This is a genomic window from Vibrio sp. 10N.261.52.C11 (assembly GCF_041471405.1).
GTDB lineage: Bacteria > Pseudomonadota > Gammaproteobacteria > Enterobacterales > Vibrionaceae > Vibrio > Vibrio crassostreae_C.
Window position 1 is genome coordinate 1 of sequence record NZ_JBFROI010000118.1, and the last position, 7,761, is coordinate 7,761.

At 42.0% G+C, this 7,761-nt stretch carries 6 protein-coding genes; 2 read left to right on the top strand and 4 right to left on the bottom strand.

The window, feature by feature from the left end:
- Positions 1-309 precede the first annotated feature (309 nt).
- From AB4323_RS24075 to AB4323_RS24090, 4 genes are all read right to left on the bottom strand, one after another.
- Complete coding sequence (locus tag AB4323_RS24075; protein WP_017098631.1) at positions 310-879, bottom strand: PIN domain-containing protein; 570 nt, start codon at positions 877-879, stop codon at positions 310-312.
- Positions 879-1,331 (bottom strand): helix-turn-helix domain-containing protein, encoded by a 453-nt coding sequence (locus tag AB4323_RS24080; protein WP_048667525.1) that lies wholly within the window; start codon positions 1,329-1,331, stop codon positions 879-881. Before AB4323_RS24080 ends, AB4323_RS24075 begins: the two co-directional genes overlap by 1 nt.
- A gap of 383 nt (positions 1,332-1,714) precedes the next feature.
- Complete coding sequence (locus AB4323_RS24085) at positions 1,715-2,353, bottom strand: hypothetical protein (RefSeq protein ID WP_017101949.1); 639 nt, start codon at positions 2,351-2,353, stop codon at positions 1,715-1,717.
- Between the two features lie 375 nt (positions 2,354-2,728).
- The gene (locus tag AB4323_RS24090; RefSeq protein ID WP_016800114.1) at positions 2,729-2,986 is read right to left on the bottom strand and encodes a helix-turn-helix domain-containing protein; all 258 of its coding nucleotides are present in this window, start codon (positions 2,984-2,986) and stop codon (positions 2,729-2,731) included.
- 560 nt (positions 2,987-3,546) lie between these two features.
- Here AB4323_RS24090 and traD point away from each other — a divergent pair.
- Entirely contained in the window at positions 3,547-5,646 is a 2,100-nt protein-coding gene (gene traD, locus AB4323_RS24095) for a type IV conjugative transfer system coupling protein TraD (protein WP_102561054.1), read from the top strand.
- 383 nt (positions 5,647-6,029) lie between these two features.
- A partial coding sequence (locus AB4323_RS24100) for an endo-beta-N-acetylglucosaminidase (protein ID WP_372153511.1) occupies positions 6,030-7,761 on the top strand: 1,732 nt, incomplete at its 3' end.

Genomic DNA, 7,761 nt, shown 5'->3' on the forward strand with positions numbered 1-7,761 from the left:
TAGAAAATGACGGGAGAAACACCGGTTTTGTCCAAAACCTTCACAGGCTGAATTTTTACCTATGGCACTTTCTAACTCGAAAGTGCCCTTTTCTGCGTTAACGTAATTACTCAGTAGCAGATCACGCTACTGAAATCACCGTACTTTTTCTTATATGCCAAAAGTGTTAAAAAGATAAGAGAACATCGAATGATGCTCTCTTAAATATCGGGGAGAGTACAGCTAAATAGTAAACACATTTCAGACGCGAATGAGTGTATACAAAAAGGCCGCAATCAGCGGCCTAGTTTAAAATCTACTAATTCAAAGTTAAAGCATCAATTTGAAGCTCTTTAAGTGTGAGATGAAGCTTGGGAGTCTCTGCTTTTGTAAGCAAGCTAAGAACTCATCTTGGCTCATTGGTGGCCTTTTTAATGAAGCTCTTTGTTGCTGAGCAGCCTTAACGCATGCGCTACTGTCCAATTCGAACATATCGCACAGGAACTCGTCTGGATGTATTGCTGTTAGACCTAAAGGCTCGAGTTCGCAAGAAGGAAAGTCTTTTAGGTTGAACGTAATGATAGACTCAGCCTGACCTTTAATGGCGGCAGCTACAACATGTCTATCATCAACATCGGGTAAAGTAAGGCCATCAATTAAAGACTCATACCCTTCAATCAAGCAGTCTGGAACATTTGCGTTCATTAACTGTCGAGTTCTTTGCAGTTGTTCTGCATTTAGCTCTGGCCTATTTTTCAGTAGATTTCGAGTCCATTCATCATGTATCTGTTCTGTCCATCGCGCTCTAAACAGGCCAGTATTGGCCAAGTACATTAGGTAGCTTCGGAGTGGAGCTGGGTACATTACACATGCGTCTAGAATTACCGTATATGACGCCATTAATATCCCATATCCATTTCTTGGTCTAATGCAGATAGTTCAGCAAGAGCAGCTAGTCTGTTCTCTTCTAGGCAGTTCTTGTACTCCATAAGATCAGTATAAGCTACCTTTCTACGGTTGCCAGTACGGCTAAACGGAATATCACCTGAATCAAGAAGCTTAATGAAAGTAGGACGAGACATGTTTAGCATATCAGCACCTTCTTGCGTTGTGAGTTCCGCATGAATAGGTGTGATGCTAACAGAGTTGCCTTGACCTAATTGAGTAAGCATCTCGATCATCATATTTAATGCGCTTGCTGGAATAGTTACTTCGTGAGTCTTACCAGACTTATCGACAACGTTAATCCTTTGAGCTTCACCATTAATTTCTATAACGGCTGACAACTCTTGGCTACCAAGCTTAGCCAGTGCCATTTCTTCAGCGCTTGGCAATTTTGTAGCAGTATTCATCGTGTTTCTCTCTAGTTTTTAGTTTCTGATGTCATGGTATACAAATCTTCTCACCATGACATTATCCGAAATATTCGAAAAAAGTCAACATTCGAAATATTCGAAAGAAAGAGAGTGTCACATTATCGTTGGACTTAGTGCTCATAGGCGGCCTAGTTCAAGGTCTATCAACGCATGCTTAACTATCTTTAATCATAGTACTTCAATATGTAGTGTATGAGAGGAATTGGTCAGCCAGATGTAGGCTAGCTGAATGATTATAATATTAGAAGTAATTCGAAAGGTCAGAGTGTTCTATGATTCATAACTCGGAATTGTCCGAAGATTAGTTTCAGTTATATCTGTCATGTTAAAGCATGCGGCAATCGTTTACGCCTCGTTATTCATTCGTAACTTGCCATCTTTCTTGTTGTGCCTGTGAAGTTGTCTGATACTTCGATACGTTTCATTTCGATGTTCATGGTGGGTTCGATTTTTTTAAGACGTGCTATATCACTGGCGATTCGTTTACAGCCTAAAAACAAGATGCCATCGAGTGGTGTTATGACATCTCCAGCCTTGAGGCAATCAACGAGGGAGGTGGCAGAGAGTGGTGTTTTTGTCCCAGCAACGTAGCGGGTTGCCACAAACTCATTCGTATAGTGGATTTCTCTTGGTAACATTTGTTCGCTTTTGGCGTAAATCATTCCGCTTTGTTTACCATTAATAACTCGATGCTCTTTATACACTCGTGTTTCCTCGCCTATGGTGGCCATAGCTTGTGGTGCGCGTGTGATGAATAAGCGAAAAGGTAGATCTTCACTTGTGATGTAATCGACAAGGTTAAACGCTAATCTTGCTCTCGCGATCTCTCCGAGTGGTTTGTCACGACAGATTTGTAGAACCTGATCCCATTGGCTGGTCAGTCGAGTGCTTTCTTTATCGCTTCTAACTTTAACCTTGAGAATATCGTAGTGAATTATCTTTTCCATGGTTAATTTGGCCTTCCGTTTTGCTTGCTTCGTTAAATTCCAACCTAACATTATTTTTTTATAACAAATTAAAGCAGTTATCCACAAAGTTGGGGCGTAACCTGTCTAAAACCTTCGTCGGTTGAGTTTATGCTCATGGTACCAAATAGATCGAAATCACCTAAAAATGCCGATAATTGTTTTCAAATTGAAGTAAAAAGCGCCAATTATAAAACTTATCGCGACACTAAGAGGCGGGTATATTCGTTGACTTCTAAAAGAGCCCAATGATGGTTACTTTGCAATTGGAGTAGATTACCGCCAGTGCTCCTTGAAGCGAAAATTAGAGCAACTGCCATTGATTTCTTGAGAGGTCATGGGGGTTGGTTAATCTCTGCACCCTCGTTAGGGTACCAATAGGCGGATACCTACTTATAAGCTCTCATCCTATCCAAATTCACGAGTTGTGATCTGATTTAACTTTTTGGTGAAATTACCTCTGTTAATCCCTAAAACCCTAGCAGCCTTAGACTGATTACCGCGCGTATGAGTTATCAACTCAGTAAACAATATTTCAAACACAGCAGGAGTCACCCAAGACATATCAGGGCTAACTGATTGTTTATCAAACCATGTCGGTTCCAGTTCTGCTCGGATAAGTTTTTTTAAATGGTCTTTGTTGATTGGGGTTAGTTGGTCATTCATAGAAGTTGAAGGTCATTAAGGAACTTTATCATTCTGACAAATTTACCATGAAATCGCCTTGAAATCAGCCGACGCGGGAAAATACGAATACGATGGATAACTGTCCAGCGCAATAAGCAACGAGGACATTTTTAATCATAAGCTCAAAGCCATTCGTTTCTAAAAACACTCGACCAATCCCTGTCCGGTGATGCCCATCATCAACATAAAGCTCACCATCTCTATTACACAGAGACCAATTTCGCTTTTCTTCTTAAAAAGAGTAATCAGGATTGCTTTGAAGGTTTCGAGCATAACGCTGACCACATTCGAGACCGTGAGGATTATCAGCGCAAGGAAATAAACCACCCAAGTTTTGCCAGCATGTCGGGGCTCTAGACCCCCACCCCGTCGGAGAGGTGAACATCCGTGACTTACCTTCGGCATGCGTAAATTTTTTTCATATCAGAGCCCTACACCGCAATACCATTAGCCAACAACCGTTCAATTGTTGGCCAGCTCATCTGCATACGCAGGTAATTACCTAAAAAAGCACTGCATTTCACTCTCAAGGAACCACGATGCCTAGACCTAAACGCGCGTCCGGCAACCACTTTACCCGTGGCGGACAAATTACTTTTCACTCCATTCGGATGTTCTTTCAAGTCAACAATACCTTAGTCTACGCCGCCATTTGGTCGGTGATAGCGCTCACTGGCGTTCTTACCTGGCTACGCGCGCCCGATAACGCCTTTTGGTCTGTGTTCTACTACTGGCGCAATCATATCTATGCCAGCTTTGGGCACAATCTTAACAGCGAAGTCACGACGTTCTGGAGTGGAAAACGCTACGTTGGCACGCTCGCCTCCCAACTGGAAAATACCCAACTCATCAGCCTTTATGATGACGTCATTCGCCAAGCACAAATCAACTTCTTAATTGCCATCTGTATTGCCTTCGCTATTTTGATGCTCGCCATGAGTTTCTTTAAACGACAAGGCGAAAAGCAAAGTGAAGATTTCCACGTTCGAGGCTTTCAATACGCAGAACCCAAAGTGCTCACAAATGATTTGAAAAAACGGGCAAAGAAACTCAAAAGACAGGGTGTAGGCAACGGACGGATTTCTGATTTCAAAGTGGATGGGCTGGCCTTGTTTAAGCGTGAGTTTGAAGTTCAGCATATGCTCATCGACGGCACCACAGGGGCAGGTAAATCCGTCATGCTTCGTAAACTCCTGCGCTGGATACGTAAACGTGGGGATAAAGCCATTATTTATGATAAAGGCTGCACCTTTACCAGTAAGTTCTTTGACCCTAGCCAAGATACCTTACTCAACCCCTTCGATGAACGCTGCGCCAATTGGGATGTCTGGTGTGATGCTAAGGATGCCCCTGATTTTGAAAACATTGCGAACGCGCTTATCCCGCAACATGGTGAAGGTGATCCGTTCTGGGTTGATTCCGCACGGACTATCTTTTCTAGTGCGGCGTATCGCATGAGTAAAGATAATAAGCCCTGCTCGACCGCTCGATTGCTCAGCCTAATTTTAACCTCAGAGCTCGAAGCGTTGGGTAACTTCCTGCAAGGCACAGAGTCTGCTTCCCTAGTCTCCAAGGACATCAAAAAGACCGCCATCTCGATTAAGTCCGTTTTGGCCACTTACATTAAGAGTCTGCGCTTTTTAGATGGACTGGATGAAAAAGACGGTCAAGGTCAACCCAAACGCAAGCCGTTTTCCATCACCGCTTGGGTACAAGATGATAAACAAAAAGGCTTTTTATTCTTATCCAGTAACGCGCAGCAACACGCTTCACTGCGTCCTTTAATTTCAACTTGGCTTGCCATTGCCTCTAACGCTATTTTGGGACTCAAAGCCGATGAAGACCGCCGTATCTGGGTGATTATGGATGAGATGCCTAGTCTGCATAAACTGCCTGAGCTGGATAACATCATTTCAGAAGTGCGTAAGTTTGGGGGCTGTTATGTGATTGGTCTCCAGTCTTATGCGCAGCTCGTGAAAACCTACGGAAAAAATACCGCGGACGTTATTTTTGATTTACTCAACTCTCGCTTTTACTTTCGCGCCCCATCAGCGCAGATGGCGCAAATCTCATCCAAAGATTTGGGTGAGCAAGAGGTGGACGTCTCAAGAGAGAACATTTCTTACGGTGCAAATGCGTTGCGTGATGGGGTATCGATTGGTCACCAAACCGTCACCCGCCCTGTTGTCTCTAGCAGTGAAATCCAAGCCATGGATGATTTACAATGTTACCTTCGCGTACCAGGAAGCAGCTTTATCACTCAATTAGAGTTGCACTTTGATAAGATGCGAGATGTGACACCAGCCTTTATCAAACGTGAACACACCCTATCTCCAGCGATGATTAAAGCATACCAAGAAGCCGTTTACTGTGAGTGTGTTGCTCCAGGGCTTTTCCTTAGTGAAGAAGAGCGTAATGCTCTCTCAACCCGCCAATCAGAGCAATTTGACACTGCAGAAGAGATGAAGCTCGAGACAGCCCAAATCAAAGAAGCCACGCAAAGCAAAACGGTCAAAAATCTTGTCAATGATGATGCAGAAAATCTCAAATCAGACGGTCACTATCAAAAGCGCGCTCAACAAGATCTCGAAGAGTCGGCGATATCTCAAGATATCGGGATGGACGATATATCTGAATGATGAAAGGGAAAATAGCTAAATATTACCATGAGATGATAGAAGAGCAATTTATATAAATAATGAATAATTTAATATATAAGATTATTTTTAAGGCGTCTACTAAATAGGGGTAATTATATTTTCTATAAATCATAAACCACCTTAAATCTAACCTCAGTCAGAGTACAGGGTAAATTATAGAGAGGTCTTTATATGGAAAAGCAAAGAGAACGACGTCAATGGGGAACTTGGATAAAGAGTGTTTTCATCTTTTTTATCGGAGGGTTAATTTTTAGTTCACAAACCTATGCCCAAGGGAAAAAACCTACACTTGGTTTATCAATAAGCCAAATAATGCAACCTCGTCAGCTCCTTCCTTGAAGGATCTAACTGTAAATGACATCTTGAGTGATGAAGATTACTTGAGTAAAAATACGAAAGAAAGACAGACTGGTATTCTCGTTGATGGGGTTATTCAACCTTGGGTTTATCATTGGGCTAGAATAGAAGATCGTCTAGATCCAGATACTGCCTTAAACAAGCTAAATCATCGTTATACCGCCCTAGTCCGTCCTAGGGCTACATTAGAAAGAATTCCTGACGCTATCACTAGCCCTGACCGTGTTCGATTTGATTATTGGGATTATCTTGAAGGAATGGTCTTTTGGGGAGGAAGCTCTCAAGAAGGCACAATTTTAGCCCCTGACCCTCAATGGATTGAAGAAGCTCATGTGAAAGGAGTCAAGATTTATGGCAGCGTCTTTTTGCCTAGTCTCTCCCATGGAGGAAATTTTCAAGATTGTCGAGATTTAGGGACAGTCAGTTTGATGACAAAGCTCATTGAATTGGCTGACGGACTGAATTTTGAAGGATGGTTTTTAAATGTTGAAAGTTTTTCTGGGGAGCAACAGCGAGAAACCTGTATTAATCAAATTGATTCAGCGCTAAGTGACAGTAGGATTACTACATTACAACAAGAAAAAAATATAGAATTTATAAAATATATTGGTTCAGAGGGCTATAGTGGTTGGATATCAGACGCCGATATTACTCCAAATGGCTTTATAGAACCAAGAATGAAAGCATCTCCTCATAGTAATGAAGTCGATTATTATCTCATTAGTGAATATGGTGCAGAAGCTTTAAACGAGATCAGAAATCCTGCTAAGTTCAATTCAAATAAGCAATATCTTATGTTTCCCAATGCTTCTTATTGGGGGCAGTTAGATCAGACAACTAAGTATACTATAAAAGTAGGTGCCCGAAACAATGCGGAACAAGTCGCCAAGCAATATTGGGAAGGAATGTTGGGTAACGATGAGCGTAAAGAATCAGAGGAGTATAATTGGAATGGTGTTTCTCAATATACTAAGAAGCGGAGTACAGATGCCCAGCTAGAACGTTTTCCTGTTCTTGCCTATCAGGATATTAATTTTCAAGGATCCTTGACCCATCTTAATTACGGAAGGTCTTCTGCTGAAGAGATAAATGCTATAGGAGAGATTTCGTCGATTAAGGTAGGGCCAAAAAGTTACGTTCGCTTATGTAAAAGTACTGATTATTCAAATTGTTTGACTGTATGGGGGCTGGATCTTGATTTTGTGGGCGAAGAAATGAACGATTCTATTGTCCATCTTGAGGTTGGTCCGCTTGAACTATACCCAGAAAATGTTGTTTTCTATACTGATCAGTACTTTCAAGGCCAAAAGTTGACTCTTGATCGAACTAACGCATTCTATGATACAACTGACATTTACGACAGGGCATTCTATCGATCAATTTCATCTTTGGTTGTGCCTCCAGGGAAAAAAGTACTCCTTTGTAATACAAGGACGGAAGACAGTTGTCAATTTCCCTATACTGGTACGGTAAAACTCGTAGCTGCCTCTGACAATGACGTCACACGTGGGGTTAAGATAATTGACCAACCGCAATTAACTTTAGCGACACTCTTTGCTCATCGAGACCAACAGCCTCCATTGTTTGAAATGCTCCAGCTTAACCATGTTTACAATGCTTCAGAGCTAGGGGATGTAGGTATTACTAGTTCTTCTCTTAGGTTGCACGATAAACAATATCAAGTGAAAGCTTGCCTTCAATCTAACCTAGGGGGCACATCAGGGCAAGATTACGAAG

Excerpts from the sequence above, each read along its gene's own strand:
- AB4323_RS24075 (WP_017098631.1), bottom strand. The coding sequence starts at position 879 with ATGGCGTCATATACGGTAATTCTAGACGCATGTGTAATGTACCCAGCT.
- AB4323_RS24080 (WP_048667525.1), bottom strand. The coding sequence starts at position 1,331 with ATGAATACTGCTACAAAATTGCCAAGCGCTGAAGAAATGGCACTGGCT.
- AB4323_RS24085 (WP_017101949.1), bottom strand. The coding sequence starts at position 2,353 with ATGTTAGGTTGGAATTTAACGAAGCAAGCAAAACGGAAGGCCAAATTA.
- AB4323_RS24090 (WP_016800114.1), bottom strand. The coding sequence starts at position 2,986 with ATGAATGACCAACTAACCCCAATCAACAAAGACCATTTAAAAAAACTT.
- traD (WP_102561054.1), top strand. The coding sequence starts at position 3,547 with ATGCCTAGACCTAAACGCGCGTCCGGCAACCACTTTACCCGTGGCGGA.